Consider the following 17842-nt stretch of genomic DNA (forward strand, 5'->3'; position numbering starts at 1 on the left):
GCCCCGACCGAGGCCATAGCGGACTCGCGTCCAGCGATCAAGCCAATGAATGATCTTGACGCTTCATGATCTTCACGCCCTGGAGTCCTGGACCAAGCAGGTGTTCCACAAGTGGTCGAAGTGCATGAAGTCCGACGGGTACAACTTCGAGGCCCCGCTGGACGCGCCTGGCGACGACGCGCGATTCAATGGCCTCTCCGGAAGAGGTGGCGATGGCGGTGAAAGACGTTTCCAGGAAAAGGAGGGAATCCTGAAGAAGGTGGCCGTGCTGGTGCGAGGAGAATAACTGTACCCATAACATTTCAGGAAAATCGATGGCTTCCGGAACTATTTCCCTTCGGCGTGAGAAAACATCTCTGGCTGTCAGGCGCTTCCTCATGGGGGAGCGATCGGCTCCCTGGATTCCGGCCTGTGTTGCCTTCGCCGCCTATGTGACGATTTCGGTTTCGCGCTTTCAGCGGGTATACAGCGCGTCCTGGGACCTCGGAATATTCGAGCAGGTGGTCCGTCACTATGCTCATTTCGAGTCCCCGGTGTCGGACATCAAGGGCGAGGGTTTTAACATCCTCGGCGACCACTTCAGCCCGATTCTGGCCACGCTGGCCCCCCTGTACCGGCTGTTCCCTTCCCCGGTCACGCTTCTCGTCGCCCAGGCAGCCCTGATCGCACTTTCCGTCGTCCCGCTGACCCGTGCCGCGATGGAAACCCTGGGCAAGGTCCCCGGGGTGGCGGTCGGGTTCTCCTACGCGATCTCATGGGGAATCCAGTCAGCGGTGGACTTTGACTTCCATGAAATATGTTTCGCGCTGCCCCTGCTGGCCTTCGTCCTGCGCGCTCTGTTGAGGCAGAGGTGGCGGGCGGCAGCTCTGTGGAGCTTGCCGCTCGTGCTCGTGAAAGAGGATCTGGGCGTCACGGTGGCCGCGATCGGCCTGTACATCTTCCTCTTCGGGAGCAAGAAGATCGGCGTAGCTCTGGCCGCCTTCGGGTCGGCCGGGTTCGCGTTCGTCACTTTCCTGTTCATCCCGGCCATGAACAAGGGCGGCAAGTATGCCTACTGGGACAAGCTCGACGGAGGATCTCACCTCGACCTCCATGCTCTGAGCGATTTCTTCCTCGAAGGCACCCTGGTGAAGATCACCACCCTGGTCATGCTGCTGTGGATCACTGGGTTGGTGGCGCTGAGATCACCGGTCAGCCTGCTGCTCCTGCCCACCCTGGGCTGGCGCTTCCTGTCCCGGGAAAAGAATTACTGGGGAATGGACTGGCATTACGACGCGATACTGATGCCCATTCTGTTCGCCGCGCTCATCAACGGACTCTTCTTGCTGAAGGGGTCCCGCAGGACCTGGCTCCGGAAGTACGCGGCCTGCACTGTTCCGGCCGTCCTCGCCATATCCCTCACGGTGTCCGGGCAGTTTCCCTTCAGGACGCTGACCCAGCCGGAGACGTATCGCACCTCGGACCTGGCGCGTTCAGCGGAGAAAGTTGTCCCTCTCATACCCTACGGATCGACCGTCGAGACAAGTGGAGGAATACTGTCCCACTTGACCGGACGAAGCCGTGTCTTCTGGGTGGGTGGCACGGGGAAAATCACACCCGAATTCATCGTGGTGGACCTGGCGGGCTGGAATCCCGCGCCGGACGGGAATTTCATCGGGTACGCGCACGACGCCCATCCGGAAGCCACGTACACCGTGGTCTTCCAGGACCGGCACTACGTGGTGCTTCGCCGTTCCCCACTCCGGTGAGCCGACGAATGCGTCCCATGGAAGCCGACGAATGCGTCCCATGGAAATGGCGGGGAACGAACAGTTGCCAGACGAGGCTTGGGAGGGCTCGTGGGCACCAGCATCGGGACCATCACCGTCGTCGCCGTCGCTGTCGTGCGGGACTGGACACCGGTCGTTCCTCCGGCCACCATCGTCGCCGCCCCTGTGACGGGCTTGCTGACCGGCGTTGTCGCCGGCCTCTATCCCGCCTGGCGTGCCAGCCGTATCCAGCCCGCCGAAGCGCTGCGTCGTTAGTCAGCGCAGTCCGGCGAAGAGGTCGTCCTCCGGGGTCGGGGCGCCGGTGGGGTCCTGGACGCGGAGGAAGGTCTCCGTGCCCATCAGTTCGGCGAACCGCTCCTTGCCCATCCTCAGGAAGAAGATGTTCTCGCCCTGGCTGGCGTGGGCGGAGAGGGCGTCGTACTTCTGGTCGCTGTAGGCGGTGGTGTCGACCCAGGTGGTGATCTCGTCGTCGGGGAGGCCGATCTCGGCCAGGGCGGCGGCCTCGGCGGGGTCGGGCTCCGGCATGTCGTCCGCGAACTCGCGCATGACCTCGCCGAAGCGGGCCATCTGGGAGCGGGGGACGGTGGTCCAGTACACCTTGGGGGTGAGGTCGGTCAGCTTCAGCGCGGCCATCGTGATGCGGTGGGCCTGGATGTGGTCGGGGTGGCCATAGAAACCGTTCTCGTCGTAGGTGACGACCACATCGGGGCGGTAGTGCCGCATCAGCTCCGCGAGGCGGGCGGCGCCTTCCTCCACGGGGGTCTGCCAGAAGGAGCCGGGAGCGTCGTTGCCCGGCCAGCCCGCCATCCCGGAGTCGGCGTAGTCCAGGATCTCCAGGTCGCTGATCTTCAGGACCTCGCAGCTCGCCTCGAGTTCGTCCCGGCGCATCCGGGCGACCGCCACCGGATCGTGTCCGGGCTCGCCCGGCTTCACACCCCCCGGCCCGTCCCCGCAACCGCCGTCGGTACAGGTCACCAGCACCGTCCGGACGCCCTCCGCCGCATACCGCGCGAGCACCCCTCCGGTCCCGGTCGCCTCGTCGTCGGGGTGGGCGTGTACTGCCATCAGGGTCAACGGCCGGTCGGTCATGAGGAGTCCTCCTGCGAGATGAGACGTGCCCGTGGCGGGCGTACCGCACAACCTCGCCGAGGGGACGGGATGTTCCCGGCGTGACGGCTCGCGTCCGCCTCGCGTCGGTCAGGGCTCGATGCGCGGGTCCTCGATGAGGCCGCCACTGAGACGGAAACGGTGGTGCAGGTCCACCACGCCGCCCGGGAAGTCGCCTCCAGGTGGTGGCGGTGAGTTCGGCGACTTCCTCGGGGTGCGCGGGGCGGCCGGGCGGGATGCCGCCGAGCTCCCGGCTCGCTCCTGAGCAGCGCAGCATGATCCACTACGTGTTCGCCGCCGGTCCGGCCCTGCTGGCCCGCTGTCCCCGCGGCGACGGGGCCACCGCCGATGAGCCGGCCCCCACCGAGGAGCGCGGCCTCAGGAGCCGGCCGGCCTGATCATCGCGAACGGCGCGCCCTGCGGGTCGGTGACCACGGTCATGCGGCCCGCGGACATGTCGAACGGCGGGACGAGGACGGTGCCGTCCCGGCGGACCAGGGTGTCCACCGTGGAGTCGACGTCGTCGACCGCGAAGTACGTCAGCCAGTGGGCCGGGGTGCCGGGCGGGTCGTCGGCGAGACGGGTGACGCCGCCGACCGTGAGGCCGCCCACGCGCAGTTCCCAGTAGGAGTCGTGGCCCTCCATCGGCGTGAACTCGATGTCGAACACCTCGCCGTAGAAGGCCGCGGCGGCATCCACGTCGCTGGTGTGCAGCTCGGTCCAGGTCAGCGCGCCGGGCTCGTTGACCACGCCCGCACCGAAGAACTCGCCCCGCTGCCAGACGCCGAACTCCGCGCCCTGCGGGTCGGTGGCGATCAGCATCCGGCCGAGGCTGCCGACATCCACCGCGGGGGCGAACGGGTCGCCGCCCGCGGCGATGATCCGCTCCTGGGTGGCGACCGCGTCGGCGGTGGCGAGGTAGGTGGTCCAGACGGTGGGCGGCTCCGGCATGCCCTCCGGGGCCGTCGCCGGGCCGATACCGGCAACGGCCCTGCCGTGCAGCTCGCAGACCGCGTACCCGCCGAACTCGGCCGGTCCCGGCGCGCCCTGCCAGCCGAACAGGTCCCGGTAGAAGTCCAGCGCGGCCTGCTGGTCCTGCGCCCTCAGATCGACCCAGCAGGGGGCGCCGGTCGCGTACGGGGTGGTGACTTCGGGCATCGTTGCCTCTCCCTGGTGGTGTGTCCGGGTGGACACCCTTCCGCCCCGATACGTCCCCGCCCCTCCGACACGCCGCTTGCCTCTCAGCGCACGGAGGAGGGCGGCGTGGCCCGTGCCCGGTGGTACAGGGATCGGGCGTGGGCGGGACCGGTGTGCGGCTCGACGGGCGCGCCGCGCCGACCGGTGAGCGCTGGCCAGCGGGCGCCCGGGTTGGGACTCGCCCGATCACTCCGTCACGGGCAGGCACTCGGCGAGCAGGTCGACGACGTCGTGCCAGGCTCGCCGCGCATGCCGTGGGTGGTGGCCGACGCCAGGGACCGCCGGATGGTCGACCGGCGGGTGGTGGAAGGCGTGCAAGGCGCCGCCGTAGACCACGAGGCGCCAGTCGACGCCCGCGGCCTGCATCTCGGCCGTGAACGCGTCCCGTTGTGCGGGCGGCATGATCGGGTCCTCCGACCCCACCCCGGCCCACACCGGGCAGCGGATGCGTGCCGCCTCACCCGGTCGGCCGGTGGTCAGTGCGTTGACGGTCCCGATCGCGCGCAGGTCGACGCCGTCACGCCCGAGTTCCAGCGCGATCGCGCCACCGGTGCCGTAGCCGACGGCGGCGATCCGGCCGGGGTCGGTCCGCGGTTCGGCGCGCAGCACATCGAGCGCCGCGTGGCCGATGCCGCGCATCCGGCCGGGGTCGTCGAGCAGCGGCAGGCAACGGGCCAGCATCTCCTCGGGGTTGCCCAAATAGCGCCCGCCGTGAAGGTCGAAGGCCAGCGCTACGTATCCCAGCTCGGCGAGGGCGTCGGCCCGCCGGCGCTCGACATCACTGAGCCCCATGCCCTCCGGGCCGACCAGCACCGCGGGCCGGCGGTCGGTACCGGCCGGAAGCGCGAGGTGCCCGATCATCGTGAGACCGTCGGCCGGGTACTCCACCGTGCGCGTGGTGATCTGTGGCATGCGACCGGACGTTAGCGAGCGACGGGCTCGGTCGGGCCGGGGTTTCACCACCGGCGGAACAGCGCGGGTGTTTCTTTGGCCCGGGACGCCTCCGCGACGAGTATGAGGACTGATCCGGGCGGGACGCCCCTCACCCGCCCGGGTGCGCCCCCCCTGGCGGACGCCCGGTGGACGTCCGTCGGATTCCGCGAAGCGAAGGGCTTGGTCATGAAGCGAGTTGTCGCCCGGTTGTGGCACGCCATGCGGGGGTCCGTGCAGTGGAGGGTCCTGTGGCTGGCGAACGCCAAGTTCATGGTGGGCGTGACCGGGGTCGTCCATAACGACGCCGGTCAGGTGCTCCTTCTCAGGCACCGTATGTGGCCCGAGCGGCGGCCGTGGGGACTGCCCACCGGGTTCGCGAAGAGGGGCGAGGAGTTCCCGCTCACCGTCGTCCGCGAGGTCAAGGAGGAGACGGGGCTCGACGTGACGCCCGGCCGTCTGGTCCGCCTGACCAGCGGATACCGACTCCGCGTGGAGGTCGCCTACGAGGCTCTGCACACCGGAGGAACCCTGAAGATCGACGACTTCGAGATTCTGGAGGCCCGGTGGTGCGACCCGGACGCGTTGTCGCAGGGATTGCAGGACTCCCATCGCCGGCTCATCACACCCTGAGGCAGTGGAACCGGCCGGGCCGCCCGCCCCGCGACGAGCCGGCCCGGCACCCCAAGGCCACCGGCGAGGACCTCGCCGAGTCACCCCCGCACGAACTGACCCACATAACCTGTGAGTTGGAGGCCATCCACCGCCCAACGGGGCGGCGGCCTCTACCAGTTCGTCCAGCTGTCCCCCTGCGAAGCCCCCGCCGAGGACGGCGACGCGTGCAGCCTCTGCGACGGACACGATCCCGGCCGCTCCCGGGAGAGGCGGGACCTCCTGCACGGCTGACTCAGTCCGAGGAGCCGACGATACGGCGCAGGTTCTCCACAGAGCCGGGCTCGCCCTTGAGGTGGCGTTCGCGGTCCGCGAGGAAGGCCTCGCCCAGCTCCTCGCGGCGCTTCATCGGGACGTTCTCGCGGGCGCCGTTGAGGATGGTGCGCTCCTCCTCGTCGGTGTGGTGGGTGATGGCCTCCACCAGCTCCTCCAGCTTGGAGTCCCACTCCTCGGAGCCGACCTCGTCGACCTCCAGCAGGGCCAGGAGGGCCTGGTTCCCCTCGTCGTGCTCGTGCTCGCCGTGCTCGACCTCTTCGTTGTCGATGTTCCGGTACCGCTTCAGGGCCGGATAGACCTCGGCCTCCTCCGCCAGCGCGTGCGCGACCAGCAGATCGGCGAACTCCTTGAGCGCCGCGGCCCGGTCGGCCTCGACGCTGCGCATCTGCCGGAAGAGGTCCTCCATGCGGCGGTGGTCCTGGAGGATGAGTTCGACGACGTCCTGGGTCTCGGCCATGAGGGGCACCACTCTCGTGCGATGTATGCGAAGTGTTCGGGTGCCCACCGTGTACCCCCGGTCCGCGCCGGGATGACTCGCCGCGCGGGGCGGGATCAGCTTCGGCTTCGCGGGGCCGGGAGGGCCTTCGTCATCCCCGGCAGGAAGTCGTTGAAGAGCTCATGGACCTCCAGGACCAGCGGGCGCAGGACGCGGAAGCGGGACAGGGCCACGCCGCGGGCGGTGAGGCGGGCGCCGCGCCGGGCCAGGCGGTAGCTGCGCTCGCGGTTCTCCGTACGGTCGAAGACCCAGTAGAGGACCAGGCCCATCTGGGAGAGCCACATCAGCTCGGGGAGGGCTTCGCGGAGCTCGGGGGAGACCTTGGACCTGGAGCCCGCCAGCACCTCGCGGTGCACGCTGATCGCCTGCTCGCGGGCGTGCTCGCTCTCCGCGGAGAAGGGGCTCAGCGGGCTGTCCGGGTCGGCCGCGTTCTTGAAGAACTGCACGGCGAACTCGTGATACGGCTCCGCGATGTCCAGCCACGCGGTGAGCACGCCCGCGAGCCGGGCCTCCAGGTCGGTCTCCGTCTCCAGCACCGACCGGACCGCCACCTGGTGCTCGGCGGCGATCCGGTCGTAGAAGCCCTGGATCAGGTGCTCCTTGCCCGCGAAGTAGTAGTAGGCGTTGCCGACCGAGACGCCGGCCTCCCTGGCGATGGCCCGCATCGTGGTCTTGTCGTAGCCGTTCTCCTGGAACAGCCGCATCGCGGTCTCGAGGATCAGCGCGCGGGTGTGTTCCGACTTGCTCTGGGGTCCGGCCTCGGGGCCGTCGTTCTTCGCGGGCACGTAGGGAGCCTAACCAGTGGGGCAGGTGCCGTCGGCGCAGGACGGCGGGTCGTGCACCCAGCCCTCGGCGGGGACGTACCGCCAGCCGTCCGTGCGGCTGTACGTGCCCTGCCCGCCCCATCGGCCGCCGCGCTGCCGACTCCACTGCGCGCCACGGTACTTGGCCGCCGCCAGCACCGCGCCCCGCGCCAGCACGGCGCCCGCCGGGGTGCTGAGGCGATGGGCCAGCGGGCGGTGCTCGCGCAGCGCCCACAGCACCACGACCCAGGCCGCCGCGCCCCGGTACACCTGGCCCAAGTCCCCGATCACGGTGACCTCCTCCAGTGTCCGGGCCGGGTCCACGCCGGGGAACCGGGTCAGGGCCTCGGCCGAGCCGGCGGGGACCAGCTCCAGGGGGACCAGGTGCGACTGGCGCAGCAGCCAGTCCCGCAGGTGGGTGCAGAGGCCGCACTCGGCGTCGTAGAGGACCGTCAGGCCCCGGACCGGGGCGCTCGTGACGCCCCGGTCCACGGCCCCGCTCATGCTCCGGCCGTCGGCGCGACCCAGCCCTGCGGGGCCACCGGCGGCTGCGTCTCGCGCTCCATCAGGCCGCGGCGGCGGATCTTGTTGAGTACGAAGACGTTGCCGAGGTGCATCGCGCCGAGGACCAGCAGGACGACGCCGAGCTTGGCCGAGAGGGTCTCGAAGACGCCCCTCGTGTCCTCGATGGTGCCGTCGTCGCTCAGGTAGAGCGTCACGAAGCCGAGGTTGACCAGGTAGAAGCCGACCACCAGGAGGTGGTTGACGGCGTCCGCGAGCTTTTCGTTGCCGTGCAGCACATCCGCCAGGAAGACCCGGCCGTTGCGGCTGAGCGTGCGGGCGACCCAGACGGTCAGCGCGATGCTGACGGCCAGGTAGATCACGTAGGCGATGACGGTGCGGTCCATGCCCCACCCCTTCTTGAACGCGTTCAAAACGCTGACAGGGATGACTGTAGACCTGTTTTTGAACGTGTTCAACCAAGAGGAGTGAGGTCTGGATCTCAAGCCCGGCGGGCGAGTTCGGGGCGCTTGGTGTAGTCGGTGAAGCCGAAGACGTTCCCCCACGGGTCCGCGAACTCCACGGTGCGCCCGGTGGCCGTGGACATCGCCTCGTCCACCGGCTCGATCCCGGCCTCCGCCAGTCGCCGCGCCGCCGCCCGCGCGTCCGGCACCTCCAGCCAGAGCCGCGACGCGGGCCAGGTGGGCGGCCGGTGTCCGAGCCCGTCCTCGAGCCGGAGCAGAATCCCCGGCGTCTCCCCGCCCACCCTCAGCAGCGCGATCCCGCCCTCGTCGAACCGGAACCCCACGGTGAACCCGGCCCGCTCGTAGAACCCCACGGCCTCCCCGAGATCCCCCACGGGAAGTACAACGTTGTCGAACCCCAGCAACTCGTGTGCTTCGTCGTCTGACATGCCGTCAGGCTAGCGACGGGGGCGTCCCGCCTCGATGATCGCGGCCACGTCCAGGGTGACCTTCGCCCCGATGGAGTCGGGGAGGTCGACGGTCTCGCCGGGGGAGTGGACGCGGTGGGTGCCGTACGTTCCCTCGGCGGGCTCGGTGAGCACGTGGAGCCGCTGGTGCTTGCGGTCCACGACGACGTATACCGGGACCTTGGCCCGGGCGTAGGCGCCGACCTTGGTCTTCAGGTCGTCCTTCCAGTTGCCGGAGGTCACTTCGAGGACGAGGCGGAAGCAGACGGGGTCGTACGTGTTGTTCTCGACGTGGTGATCTTCGATGTCGGCGTTGACCACTACCAGGTCGGGGACGGCGTAGTCCTCCGGACCAGTCGGCAGCCGGATGGCGATCTTCTGCGCCACGAGGGTCTCGTCCCGGTGCAGCTCGCCGTTGATGAGCAGAACCATGACGTCGGTCAGCACGCGGGCGTGCGGGGCGTCGGGCAGCGGGGTCACCAGGAGGTGGCCGCCGATGATCTCGACGGGGTAGCCGGGATGGCGCTCCATGATCTCGTCGGCGATCGGGGTCAGCGAGAACCACGAGGGTGTGCCGGACATTGCTCTGCCTCCAGGGTGACGATCAGCGGCATTCTCGTGCGACGCACCACACCCACGCGTCCCGCGATCACCCGCATTCACCCGAAAGGGCCCCGCTCCGGAGACCGGAACGGGGCCCTTGAGACCGTCGGAGACAGATCTCAGAAGCGGCGGGTGATCAGCGCGCGCTTCACTTCCTGGATCGCCTTCGTGACCTCGATGCCGCGCGGGCAGGCGTCCGTGCAGTTGAAGGTCGTGCGGCAGCGCCAGACGCCGTCGCGGTCGTTGAGGATCTCCAGGCGCTGCTCACCGGCATCGTCGCGCGAGTCGAAGATGAAGCGGTGGGCGTTCACGATCGCGGCCGGGCCGAAGTACTGGCCGTCGTTCCAGAACACCGGGCAGGACGAGGTGCACGCGGCGCACAGGATGCACTTCGTGGTGTCGTCGAACCGCTCACGGTCCTCCGGCGACTGGAGCCGCTCACGGGTCGGCTCGTTGGTGTCGTTGGTGATCAGGAACGGCATGACGTCCCGGTACGCCTGGAAGAACGGCTCCATGTCGACCACGAGGTCCTTGAGCGCGGTCAGGCCCTTGATGGGCTCGACCGTGATCGGCTTCCCGGGGTTGACGTCCTTGATCAGCGTCTTGCAGGCCAGGCGGTTCTTGCCGTTGATCCGCATCGCGTCGGACCCGCAGATGCCGTGGGCGCAGGAACGGCGGTAGGTCAGCGTGCCGTCGAGATCCCACTTGATCTTGTTGAGCCCGTCGAGGACGCGCTCCTTGGGGTCCATCTCCAGCTGGAAGTCTTCCCAGTGGGGCTCCGCCGCGACCTCCGGGTTGAACCGGCGGATGCGGAGGGTGACCGTGATGTAGGGGGACGCGGCGGACGCCGCCTCGGCCTTGTCCAGAACAGGGGTAGCCATCAGTACTTACGCTCCATCGGCTGGTAGCGGGTCTGGACGACCGGCTTGTAGTCGAGACGCACGGTCTCCGAGCCGTCGTCGCCCACCTCGCGGTACGCCATCGTGTGACGCATGAAGTTGACGTCGTCGCGGTTCGGGTAGTCCTCGCGGTAGTGACCGCCGCGGGACTCCTTGCGGGCCAGCGCGGAGACCGCCATGACCTCGGCCAGCTCCAGCAGGTTGCCCAGCTCGATGGCCTCCAGCAGGTCGGTGTTGAACCGCTTGCCCTTGTCCTGGATCGACACGTGCCGGTACCGCTCGCGCAGCTCGGCGATCTTCTCGACCGCCGTCTTGATCGTCTGCTCGGTGCGGAACACCATCACGTTGGCGTCCATGGTCTCCTGCAGCTCCCGGCGGATGTCGGCCACCCGCTCGGTGCCCGTGGCGTCCCGCAGCCGCTCGATCTGCGCGACGACCATCCCGGCCGGGTTCTCCGGCAGGTCGACGAAGTCCACGGTGTGGGCGTAGTCGGCGGCGGCGATGCCCGCGCGGCGGCCGAACACGTTGATGTCCAGCAGCGAGTTGGTGCCCAGGCGGTTGGCGCCGTGCACGGAGACACAGGCGACCTCGCCGGCCGCGTACAGACCCGGCACGACGGTGGTGTTGTCCGCCAGGACCTCACCCTCGACGTTGGTCGGGATGCCGCCCATCGCGTAGTGCGCGGTGGGCTGGATCGGGATCGGGTCCGTGTACGGCTCGATGCCCAGGTAGGTGCGCGCGAACTCGGTGATGTCCGGGAGCTTCGCGTCGAGCTGCTCCGGCGGCAGGTGGGTGAGGTCGAGGTACACGTGGTCGCCCTCGGGACCGCAGCCCCGGCCCTCGCGGATCTCGGTGTAGATCGAGCGCGAGACGACGTCACGGGACGCGAGGTCCTTCATGACCGGCGCGTACTTCTCCATGAAGCGCTCGCCGTCCTTGTTGCGCAGGATGCCGCCCTCGCCGCGGGCACCCTCGGTGAGCAGGATGCCCATGCGCCAGATGCCGGTCGGGTGGAACTGGAAGAACTCCATGTCCTCCAGCGGGATGCCCCGGCGGAAGCACGCGGCCTGGCCGTCACCGGTCAGGGTGTGCGCGTTGGACGTCACCTTGAAGAACTTGCCGGTGCCGCCGGACGCGTAGATCACGGACTTCGCCTGGAAGACGTGGATCTCGCCGGTGGCCAGCTCGTACGCCACCACACCGGAGGACGTCTTGACGCCGTCGACCTCGGTGATGAGCTGGTCCAGCACGTAGAACTCGTTGAAGAACTCCACGCCCTCCTTGACGCAGTTCTGGTACAGCGTCTGGAGGATCATGTGGCCGGTGCGGTCGGCCGCGTAGCAGGACCGGCGGACCGGGGCCTCGCCGTGGTTGCGGGTGTGACCGCCGAAGCGGCGCTGGTCGATCGTCCCGTTGGGCGTCCGGTTGAACGGCAGGCCCATCTTCTCCAGGTCGAGGACCGCGTCGATGGCCTCCTTGGCCAGGATCTCGGCGGCGTCCTGGTCGACCAGGTAGTCACCGCCCTTGACCGTGTCGAAGGTGTGCCACTCCCAGTTGTCCTCCTCCACGTTGGCCAGCGCGGCGGCCATGCCGCCCTGCGCGGCGCCCGTGTGGGAGCGGGTGGGGTAGAGCTTGGTCAGCACGGCGGTGCGGCTGCGCTTCGTGGACTCGATGGCCGCGCGCATGCCCGCGCCACCGGCGCCGACGATGACGGTGTCGTACTTGTGGATCTTCATGATTCTCGCAGCCCCGTGCCTAGCGGATGTTCGGGTCGAAGGTGAAGATCACCAGCGTGCCCAGCAGGATGGTGAACACCGTGGCCGTGTAGAGCAGGCCCTTGAGCCACAGGCGGGTGTTCACGCGCTCCGCGTAGTCGTTGATGACCGTGCGCAGGCCGTTGGCGCCGTGCAGCATCGCCAGCCACAGCATCGCCAGGTCCCAGACCTGCCAGAACGGGGACGCCCAGCGGCCGGCCACGAAGGCGAAGCCGATCTTGGAGACGCCACCGTCCAGCACGAGCTGGATCAGCAGGTGACCGAGGACGAGGACGACCAGCACGATGCCGGACAGGCGCATGAAGAGCCAGGCCGCCATCTCGAAGTTGCCCCGCGTGGACCTCGGGGTCTTCTTGGTCCGGGTGCGCGAGCGCGGCGCGTCGAGGGAGAGCGTGTAGGCGTCCTCGGCGGCGTCCGCGGAGGAGCCCGTCAGGTTGATCTCAGAGGTGGACATCGGCGTCAGCTCCCGAACAGGACACGAGCGGCGTGGCCGAGGACCGGGTACAGGGCGCCGGCCATCAGGATGATCCAGACGCCGAGGACGCTCCACAGCATCTGCTTCTGGTAGCGCGGGCCCTTCGACCAGAAGTCGACGGCGATGACGCGCAGACCGTTGAGCGCGTGGAAGAGGATGGCGGCCACGAGGCCGTACTCCAGCAGCGCGACGATCGGGGTCTTGTACGTGGCTACGACCTTGTCGTAGTCCTCGGGGGAGACACGCACGAGAGCGGTGTCCAGCACGTGAACGAACAGGAAGAAGAAGATGAGGACGCCGGTGACTCGATGAGCCACCCAGGACCACATACCTTCCCGGCCGCGGTACAGCGTTCCAGCCGGCACGGAAGAACCCTCCGGGTGCGGGGACTAGGGCCGCGCCGGCTTCACTGTCGGTCGGGCCCGGCCGGGTACGGTCCACCGGCCCTCAGCATCGTATCCATGAGGCGCGGCGCGACTGACGGGGGGCCTGTTTCGGGTGATCCGCCGCTTGTGGCGTTGCGGCTCGTGTGCATCCGTTCCGTTTGGTCCGCTTATACGCCCGGCCGGGGCGCGTAGTGGCTGGTCACGCGGGTGGCGGCGGTGCCCAGATGGGCCGTGAGCCGGTGCCGGGCCAGGCCCCGCAGTTCCTCGGCGGCGATCACCCGCTCGTCCTCGGGATCGTTCGCCAATCGTGACCGGATGCCCTCCAGGACCCGGTCCAGCGCCTCCTCGGGGGAGGTCCCGCCCGGCGCGATCACGAAGACATGGCCGAAGCGGGCCTCGTAGGCGGCGTGCGCCGCGCTCAGGGCCGTGTGGGCGGCCGAGTAGGTGTCCTCGGGCAGCTCGGGCAGGGACTCGCCCGCCAGGGCGTCGGCCAGGTCGACGACCCGCAGGTCGTAGGCCGCCTCGTCCGCCGCGGCCAGCAGGGCGGCCAGGTCGGGGTAGGGGCGGTGCTCGGCGAGCCGGTGCGCCCAGCGGGCGTTGCGCAGACAGCGCAGGAGCAGCGCGCGGGCCTCCTCGGCCGGCGCCAGGTTGAAGGCGTCGAGCGGGGTCGGGAGATACGGCGAACGGTGCGCAGGCAGCGTGGGTCCTCATGGGAGGAGGGACAGGGTCGTGCCGGAACGGCAGGGGGACCTGTGAAGGATGTGCCGACACGTTATCGAGAGTGGTCACTGTGTGTCCGGCTGATGCCCGAATTTCACTCGGACGGGAGAGTTTCGGAACGTCTCGGTGACGGGTGAACCGCGGATCGGCCGTACGTTGGGAGGGTGAGCCAGCACAGACATCGTGCTTCGGCACGACAGCTCAAGCGGAAGCGGGCCATCATGGCCGCCGCGGTCGTCGGAACCGTGGTGACCGGGGTGGGCGTCGGAGTGTGGGCGTCATCCGGAGGGGGTGGTTCCGGTAGGGGCTCGGACGCGGGCGCGGTCGGCGCCTCCCGGCAGGCCGATCCGCCGACCCCCTCGCCCACCCGCTCGTACCCCATGTCCAAGGCGCCGCAGACCATCCCGGCGGTGCGCGAGCACACCGCGGCCCGCGGGCCCGGCTGGAAGCCCGGTGACGGCGGCCGGGTGGTGGTCACCGACCCGGCGCTGGCCGACGAGGGCAAGCTCATAGCCGGTGAGCTGGGCCTCGCCTACGGCGGCGAGAAGACCGACTCCAGGGCCGGCGACGTCCGCCTCGGCCTCGGCGGGAGCGGCAACCCGGAGTCGTACACCATGACCGTGCGCGACGGGCGGGTGGACATCCAGGGGCCCGCCGACGCGGGCGTCTTCTACGGGACCCGGACCCTCAAGCAGGAGGTCCGCGGCGGCGGCACCGCGCCCGAGGGCGTGGTCAGGGACGAGCCCGCCAAGCCCTCGCGCGGCCTCATGCTCGACATCGCGCGCAAGCCGTTCTCGGAGACCTGGATCGAGGACCGGATACGCGAACTGGGCGATGTGAAGTACAACGAGCTGGGACTGCACTTCTCGGACGACCAGGCGTTCCGCATACAGTCCACCACCCACCCCGAGATCGTCTCCAAGGACCATCTCACCAAGGCGCAGGTCAAGAAGATCGTCGGCCTGGCCGCCGCCCGGCACATCGCGATCGTGCCCGAGATCGACTCGCCGGGGCACCTGGGCGCCGTCATCGCCGCCCACCCCGATCTCCAGCTCCGCAACGTCAACGGCAAGGCGACGCGCGGCGCGATCGACATCTCCAAGCCCGAGTCCGCGAAGATCGTCGACGATCTGCTCGACGAGTACGCGGACCTGTTCCCGGGCGACAAGTGGAACCTGGGCGGCGACGAGTACCAGGCGCTGGTCGTGCCCGACCCCGAGGCGTCCTACCCGCAGCTCGCCGCCGCCGCCCGCGACGCCTACGGCGCAGGCGGCAACGTCGCCGACCTCACCACCGGCTGGCTGAACGGCCGCGCGGACACCGTCCGGGCCCACGACCGCACCATGCGGGCTTGGAACGACGGCTTCCTGCGCGACTCCACGATCCAGCCCGCCAAGGACATCCAGGTCGCCTACTGGACCGGCAAGGAGATCGGCGCCCGGCCCCCGGTGGACTACCTGAAGGCGGGCCGCGAGGTCTACAACTACAACGACGAGTACCTGTACTACGTCCTCGGCGAGCCGAACGCCTTCGTCTACCCGACCGGCCAGCGGATCTACCAGCAGTGGACCCCGCGCGTGATCCGGGGCACGAGTGCCGTGCCGGCGCAGTACGACGGTCAGATCCTCGGCGGTTCCTTCGCCGTGTGGTGCGACTTCCCGAACGCCCAGACCGAGAGCCAGGTCGCGTCCGGCATCCGGATGCCGCTGCGGGCCACCGTGCAGAAGCTCTGGGACCCGGGGCAACCGGCGCTGTCCTGGCCGCAGTTCAAGCAGCTGGCGAACCGGCTGGGGTGAGTGGACGGAATGTCGGCGTAGCACGTATGTTTCCGTGTTCGCTCGTGCGTACGCGGCTCTGGGGAGGGCCGCGTACGCCGTTCCAGCCGTACCGGGGGGAAGACCTTCATGATCTGCGCCAGCTGCCACAGCAACGAGGCCGTCACCGGGGAGACGCGGTGCGCCCGCTGCGCGCCGGCCGTGCCCTTCGTACCGCCGGGTCCGCCGCTGCGCTCGCCGGTGGGGCTGGGGCAGGCGACGGCGGTGCTGCTGGGGCTCGTCGGTGCCGGTGACGCGGTGGCGATCTGGGCCGACCTGGCGAAGCCGTCCGTCCTGGCCGGGCCGGTCCTCGACATCGCGCAGGGGGTCCTGCTGCTCGCCGCGGCGGTCGTGTACCTGTGCTGGCTGTGGCGGGTGCGGGTCAACGCCGAGGTGTTCGACGCCAGTTCGCAGAGCAAGGCGCGGTGGTGGACGATCGGCGGCTGGTTCATCCCGTTCGTGAACTTCTGGTTCCCGCGCCGGATCGTTCTCGACGCGTGGGACGCCAGCGCGCCGCAGGGGCGGCCGAGCGGTCATGGGCTGGTCGACCTGTGGTGGACGGCGTGGGTGGCCGGGCTGATCGCCGACCGGCTGCTGCGGGTGGAGTCCGGGGCGGGGATGCTCGCCGTGGTCGACGGCATCGACCTCGTCGCCGCCGTGCTGGCCACCGTGGTGGTCCTCCGGCTGACCGGGATGCAGAACGAGAAGGCGCTCCGCGGGCCCTCGCTGCCGTTCGCCGCGCTTGGCTGAAAAACGGTGACTGTGACACTCCGGGCCCGTCGCACGCAGTAAGGGGAAATGCGGGCTCCGTACAGGCGGTGCCCAGGCGAGGGAGGCATTCCATGAGCCTGGAGGAACTGATCGCGCAGGCCGACGCACGCGGGCTGGCCGCGAGCGGGCTGGCTTGTTCGGATCGGTGCGTGTCCCTGCTCGTCGAGGACGACGAGTTGCTGCGCCCGCTGTGGGCGCATCTCGTGGACGACTCCGACTGGTCCGAGAGCCTGGCGAAGGTGCGGGCCGCGCTGGATGCGACGGAGCCGGAGCCGTGCTCCGGTTCCGGTGCGGACGAGGCGGCGGGGGTGGCGCGGGGGATGCTGCTGTCGGCTCCGGCCGAGCGGGAGGGGGACGCGCTGCGGGAGTGGGCCGAGGCGTGCTCGTCGGCCTCGCTGCGGGTGCACCGGCTGCTGGACCCGGCCGGCGGTGACGGCGGGGACGAGGAACTGCCGCTGGTCGCGGCGGAGCTGGGGCGGCAGACGGTGGTCCTCCAGCTCCTCGCGGAGCACGGGCCGCAGGGGTTGCGGCGGGCGCTGGACGTCTCGGGGGAGGGACGGCGGGTGCTGCGGGCGGTGGTGTCGCGGCGGGCGCGGGCTCAGGCTTAAACCTGAACTCGGGGTGGGTTCTGTGTCCGTCCTGTCGGGACGGTGGGGCGGTCCTGCGCCGGTTGCCGAAACGGCGCCGAATCGTGTGACGCGCGGGCGGCCAGGACCGCTTACCCCTGTGTGACTACCCAGTACGCAACAACGCAGACGGACTACCGCCCCTCGGCCGCGGCACGCCCCGCGCGGTGGGCCGCGGACACGGTCGCCACCATGCGCGAGGGCGCCCGCCTCCGCCTCGACTACTCCCCCCAGAGCCTGTGGCGCCTGGACCGCGTCATCGAGGAACTCCGCCACGACCACCCGCCGTACGAGGCCGTGGCACGCGTACTGCGCGGCTTCGGCGCCTACGCCGGCGAGGTCGTCGCCCGCCACACGGGCGGCGAATGGTGGGCCACGGGCGGCACCCACTGGCTCCGCACCCCCGACGGCCGCCTCTGGGACCCCCTGGAGGAGGCCCACCTGGCCTTCACCGGCGAGGGCTCCCTGCGGGGCCTGTGCCGGGAGGCGGCAGGGGCCTAGCCGGCCGCTCGCCGGACCACGTCCTCCCCCGGTCCCGGGCGGCGCACCGGGGTGAGTGACCCGGCCGGGCCCGTGCGACCCGCACCCCGCGCGGTCGGTGTAACATCAAAAGTTACGATTGAGGAAGGGTCGGCCGGGCTGATGAGTGCCAACAGCAGGATGAGCATCGCCGTTCACGTGCTGGCGTGGATGGCCCTGGACCGGCTCGACGAAGAGACGATCGCGACGTCGCAGCGCATCGCCGACAGCGTCAACACCAATCCCGTCGTGATCCGCCGTTGTCTGATGGAACTCCGCGACGCGGGCATCGTCCACGGCAAGCGGGGTGCCAAGGCCGGATGGACCCTGACCCGGGAACCCGAGTCGATCACGCTGCGGGACGTGTACGGCGCGGTGGAGGGCAACGGACTGTTCGCCCTGCACCGCACTCCGCCCAACGAGGAATGTCCCGTCGGCTTCGGCATCAGGCCGGTACTCGACTCGGTGTACGCCCGCCTGGACGACGCGGTACGGGACGAACTCGCCGCGATCTCGATCGCTGACGTCCTCCGCGACGTGCAGGAGGAGCGACGCGTCGCCGGCTGACCCCC

22 protein-coding genes and 2 pseudogenes are annotated in these 17842 nt (G+C 69.7%); 10 read left to right on the forward strand and 14 right to left on the reverse strand.

Going from position 1 to position 17842, the window contains the following annotated elements; translation table 11 throughout:
• The first annotated feature begins 49 nt into the window (after positions 1-49).
• The 3 genes and pseudogenes from E5082_RS01555 to E5082_RS01565 form a co-directional block, all read left to right on the forward strand.
• Positions 50-286, forward strand: coding sequence for a hypothetical protein (locus E5082_RS01555; protein ID WP_135789486.1), 237 nt, complete (start codon positions 50-52; stop codon positions 284-286).
• A gap of 28 nt (positions 287-314) precedes the next feature.
• Entirely contained in the window at positions 315-1748 is a 1434-nt protein-coding gene (locus E5082_RS01560; protein ID WP_135789487.1) for a DUF2079 domain-containing protein, read from the forward strand.
• Positions 1749-1826: 78 nt separating this feature from the next.
• A pseudogene (locus E5082_RS01565) lies at positions 1827-2024 on the forward strand (ABC transporter permease); the annotation flags it as partial.
• Here E5082_RS01565 and E5082_RS01570 read toward each other — a convergent pair.
• Positions 2025-2858 carry a PIG-L family deacetylase gene (locus tag E5082_RS01570; RefSeq protein ID WP_135789488.1) on the reverse strand — a complete coding sequence of 278 codons (834 nt, stop codon included), beginning with the start codon at positions 2856-2858 and terminating at the stop codon, positions 2025-2027.
• 293 nt (positions 2859-3151) lie between these two features.
• Between E5082_RS01570 and E5082_RS33365 the strand changes: the two genes are divergently transcribed.
• Positions 3152-3274: a hypothetical protein gene (locus E5082_RS33365; protein WP_268255629.1), complete on the forward strand. Its 123-nt coding sequence runs from the start codon at positions 3152-3154 to the stop codon at positions 3272-3274.
• Here the strand turns inward: E5082_RS33365 and E5082_RS01575 are convergent.
• Positions 3255-4034, reverse strand: coding sequence for a VOC family protein (locus E5082_RS01575; RefSeq protein ID WP_135789489.1), 780 nt, complete (start codon positions 4032-4034; stop codon positions 3255-3257). The two genes, E5082_RS33365 and E5082_RS01575, sit on opposite strands and share 20 nt — an antisense overlap.
• Positions 4035-4259: 225 nt before the next feature.
• The gene (locus E5082_RS01580) at positions 4260-4985 is read right to left on the reverse strand and encodes a dienelactone hydrolase family protein (RefSeq protein WP_135789490.1); all 726 of its coding nucleotides are present in this window, start codon (positions 4983-4985) and stop codon (positions 4260-4262) included.
• A 207-nt stretch (positions 4986-5192) separates the two neighbouring features.
• Between E5082_RS01580 and E5082_RS01585 the strand changes: the two genes are divergently transcribed.
• Positions 5193-5636, forward strand: coding sequence for an NUDIX domain-containing protein (locus tag E5082_RS01585; RefSeq protein ID WP_135789491.1), 444 nt, complete (start codon positions 5193-5195; stop codon positions 5634-5636).
• 274 nt (positions 5637-5910) lie between these two features.
• Here E5082_RS01585 and E5082_RS01590 read toward each other — a convergent pair whose 3' ends face one another.
• From E5082_RS01590 to E5082_RS01640, 11 genes and pseudogenes are all read right to left on the reverse strand, one after another.
• The gene (locus E5082_RS01590; RefSeq protein WP_135789492.1) at positions 5911-6408 is read right to left on the reverse strand and encodes a hemerythrin domain-containing protein; all 498 of its coding nucleotides are present in this window, start codon (positions 6406-6408) and stop codon (positions 5911-5913) included.
• A 95-nt stretch (positions 6409-6503) separates the two neighbouring features.
• On the reverse strand, positions 6504-7232 hold the full coding sequence (locus E5082_RS01595) for a TetR/AcrR family transcriptional regulator (RefSeq protein WP_135789493.1): 729 nt from the start codon (positions 7230-7232) through the stop codon (positions 6504-6506).
• A gap of 9 nt (positions 7233-7241) precedes the next feature.
• Complete coding sequence (locus tag E5082_RS01600) at positions 7242-7754, reverse strand: thiol-disulfide oxidoreductase DCC family protein (RefSeq protein ID WP_135789494.1); 513 nt, start codon at positions 7752-7754, stop codon at positions 7242-7244.
• Positions 7751-8158 (reverse strand): hypothetical protein, encoded by a 408-nt coding sequence (locus tag E5082_RS01605; RefSeq protein WP_135789495.1) that lies wholly within the window; start codon positions 8156-8158, stop codon positions 7751-7753. The genes E5082_RS01600 and E5082_RS01605 overlap by 4 nt, the downstream gene beginning before the upstream one ends.
• 95 nt (positions 8159-8253) lie before the next feature.
• Positions 8254-8664, reverse strand: a complete 411-nt coding sequence (locus E5082_RS01610) for a VOC family protein (protein WP_135789496.1) — start codon at positions 8662-8664, stop codon at positions 8254-8256.
• Positions 8665-8673: 9 nt separating this feature from the next.
• Positions 8674-9264, reverse strand: coding sequence for a Uma2 family endonuclease (locus E5082_RS01615; protein ID WP_135789497.1), 591 nt, complete (start codon positions 9262-9264; stop codon positions 8674-8676).
• Between the two features lie 140 nt (positions 9265-9404).
• Complete coding sequence (locus E5082_RS01620; protein ID WP_135789498.1) at positions 9405-10166, reverse strand: succinate dehydrogenase iron-sulfur subunit; 762 nt, start codon at positions 10164-10166, stop codon at positions 9405-9407.
• Complete coding sequence (gene sdhA / locus E5082_RS01625; protein WP_135789499.1) at positions 10166-11920, reverse strand: succinate dehydrogenase flavoprotein subunit; 1755 nt, start codon at positions 11918-11920, stop codon at positions 10166-10168. Before sdhA ends, E5082_RS01620 begins: the two co-directional genes overlap by 1 nt.
• Before the next feature lie 19 nt (positions 11921-11939).
• On the reverse strand, positions 11940-12413 hold the full coding sequence (locus E5082_RS01630; protein ID WP_135789500.1) for a succinate dehydrogenase hydrophobic membrane anchor subunit: 474 nt from the start codon (positions 12411-12413) through the stop codon (positions 11940-11942).
• A 5-nt stretch (positions 12414-12418) separates the two neighbouring features.
• Positions 12419-12799, reverse strand: a complete 381-nt coding sequence (gene sdhC, locus E5082_RS01635) for a succinate dehydrogenase, cytochrome b556 subunit (protein WP_037774792.1) — start codon at positions 12797-12799, stop codon at positions 12419-12421.
• A gap of 188 nt (positions 12800-12987) precedes the next feature.
• A pseudogene (locus E5082_RS01640) lies at positions 12988-13527 on the reverse strand (2-oxo-4-hydroxy-4-carboxy-5-ureidoimidazoline decarboxylase); the annotation flags it as partial.
• Positions 13528-13761: 234 nt separating this feature from the next.
• Here E5082_RS01640 and E5082_RS01645 point away from each other — a divergent pair.
• From E5082_RS01645 to E5082_RS01665, 5 genes are all read left to right on the forward strand, one after another.
• Positions 13762-15336 (forward strand): beta-N-acetylhexosaminidase, encoded by a 1575-nt coding sequence (locus E5082_RS01645; protein ID WP_135790095.1) that lies wholly within the window; start codon positions 13762-13764, stop codon positions 15334-15336.
• A gap of 108 nt (positions 15337-15444) precedes the next feature.
• Positions 15445-16104: a DUF4328 domain-containing protein gene (locus E5082_RS01650; RefSeq protein WP_135789502.1), complete on the forward strand. Its 660-nt coding sequence runs from the start codon at positions 15445-15447 to the stop codon at positions 16102-16104.
• A 92-nt stretch (positions 16105-16196) separates the two neighbouring features.
• On the forward strand, positions 16197-16733 hold the full coding sequence (locus tag E5082_RS01655) for a hypothetical protein (protein WP_135789503.1): 537 nt from the start codon (positions 16197-16199) through the stop codon (positions 16731-16733).
• 120 nt (positions 16734-16853) lie between these two features.
• Positions 16854-17252: a hypothetical protein gene (locus tag E5082_RS01660; RefSeq protein ID WP_135789504.1), complete on the forward strand. Its 399-nt coding sequence runs from the start codon at positions 16854-16856 to the stop codon at positions 17250-17252.
• Between the two features lie 141 nt (positions 17253-17393).
• Entirely contained in the window at positions 17394-17837 is a 444-nt protein-coding gene (locus E5082_RS01665; protein ID WP_135789505.1) for an Rrf2 family transcriptional regulator, read from the forward strand.
• Positions 17838-17842: the final 5 nt, after the last annotated feature.

The sequence above is a fragment of the Streptomyces griseoluteus genome, assembly GCF_004784465.1.
Classification (GTDB): Bacteria; Actinomycetota; Actinomycetes; order Streptomycetales; family Streptomycetaceae; genus Streptomyces; species Streptomyces griseoluteus.

Excerpts from the sequence above, each read along its gene's own strand:
- E5082_RS01585 (WP_135789491.1), top strand. The coding sequence starts at position 5,193 with ATGAAGCGAGTTGTCGCCCGGTTGTGGCACGCCATGCGGGGGTCCGTG.
- E5082_RS01610 (WP_135789496.1), bottom strand. The coding sequence starts at position 8,664 with ATGTCAGACGACGAAGCACACGAGTTGCTGGGGTTCGACAACGTTGTA.
- E5082_RS01630 (WP_135789500.1), bottom strand. The coding sequence starts at position 12,413 with ATGTCCACCTCTGAGATCAACCTGACGGGCTCCTCCGCGGACGCCGCC.
- E5082_RS01645 (WP_135790095.1), top strand. The coding sequence starts at position 13,762 with ATGGCCGCCGCGGTCGTCGGAACCGTGGTGACCGGGGTGGGCGTCGGA.
- E5082_RS01605 (WP_135789495.1), bottom strand. The coding sequence starts at position 8,158 with ATGGACCGCACCGTCATCGCCTACGTGATCTACCTGGCCGTCAGCATC.
- E5082_RS01555 (WP_135789486.1), top strand. The coding sequence starts at position 50 with ATGATCTTGACGCTTCATGATCTTCACGCCCTGGAGTCCTGGACCAAG.
- E5082_RS01650 (WP_135789502.1), top strand. The coding sequence starts at position 15,445 with ATGATCTGCGCCAGCTGCCACAGCAACGAGGCCGTCACCGGGGAGACG.
- E5082_RS01655 (WP_135789503.1), top strand. The coding sequence starts at position 16,197 with ATGAGCCTGGAGGAACTGATCGCGCAGGCCGACGCACGCGGGCTGGCC.
- E5082_RS01615 (WP_135789497.1), bottom strand. The coding sequence starts at position 9,264 with ATGTCCGGCACACCCTCGTGGTTCTCGCTGACCCCGATCGCCGACGAG.
- E5082_RS33365 (WP_268255629.1), top strand. The coding sequence starts at position 3,152 with ATGATCCACTACGTGTTCGCCGCCGGTCCGGCCCTGCTGGCCCGCTGT.
- E5082_RS01620 (WP_135789498.1), bottom strand. The coding sequence starts at position 10,166 with ATGGCTACCCCTGTTCTGGACAAGGCCGAGGCGGCGTCCGCCGCGTCC.
- E5082_RS01575 (WP_135789489.1), bottom strand. The coding sequence starts at position 4,034 with ATGCCCGAAGTCACCACCCCGTACGCGACCGGCGCCCCCTGCTGGGTC.
- E5082_RS01590 (WP_135789492.1), bottom strand. The coding sequence starts at position 6,408 with ATGGCCGAGACCCAGGACGTCGTCGAACTCATCCTCCAGGACCACCGC.
- E5082_RS01560 (WP_135789487.1), top strand. The coding sequence starts at position 315 with ATGGCTTCCGGAACTATTTCCCTTCGGCGTGAGAAAACATCTCTGGCT.
- E5082_RS01665 (WP_135789505.1), top strand. The coding sequence starts at position 17,394 with ATGAGTGCCAACAGCAGGATGAGCATCGCCGTTCACGTGCTGGCGTGG.
- E5082_RS01600 (WP_135789494.1), bottom strand. The coding sequence starts at position 7,754 with ATGAGCGGGGCCGTGGACCGGGGCGTCACGAGCGCCCCGGTCCGGGGC.
- E5082_RS01570 (WP_135789488.1), bottom strand. The coding sequence starts at position 2,858 with ATGACCGACCGGCCGTTGACCCTGATGGCAGTACACGCCCACCCCGAC.
- sdhA (WP_135789499.1), bottom strand. The coding sequence starts at position 11,920 with ATGAAGATCCACAAGTACGACACCGTCATCGTCGGCGCCGGTGGCGCG.
- E5082_RS01580 (WP_135789490.1), bottom strand. The coding sequence starts at position 4,985 with ATGCCACAGATCACCACGCGCACGGTGGAGTACCCGGCCGACGGTCTC.